The sequence below is a fragment of the Archangium violaceum Cb vi76 genome, from assembly GCF_000733295.1.
GTDB lineage: Bacteria > Myxococcota > Myxococcia > Myxococcales > Myxococcaceae > Archangium > Archangium violaceum.
This window is the reverse complement of sequence record NZ_JPMI01000364.1, coordinates 1-206: the sequence shown is the minus strand read 5'-3', so window position 1 is coordinate 206 and position 206 is coordinate 1. Positions and strand designations below refer to the sequence as shown.

Sequence of the window (206 nt, the reverse complement as noted above, 5' to 3'; positions counted from 1 at the left end):
TGTCCGGGGTATCCGAGTCGTTGTCCAGCACGTTGACCACCGTGGCCGCGCAGTCCTCCGCCACCGTCAGGCTGTCGTTGACCACGGTGGGCGGGTCGTTCACCGCCGTCACCGTCACCGTGACGGTGCCCGTGGCCGTGCCACCGTTGCCGTCCGACACCGTGTACGTGAAGCTCGTCGTGCCGTTGAAGTTGGCCGCCGGGGTG

The 206-nt window shown here is 68.4% G+C and carries 1 protein-coding gene; it reads right to left on the bottom strand.

Going from position 1 to position 206, the window contains the following annotated elements; all coding sequences use genetic code 11:
• Window positions 1-206: Ig-like domain-containing protein (locus Q664_RS45415; protein WP_043411768.1), on the bottom strand; the 206-nt coding region annotated here is incomplete at both ends.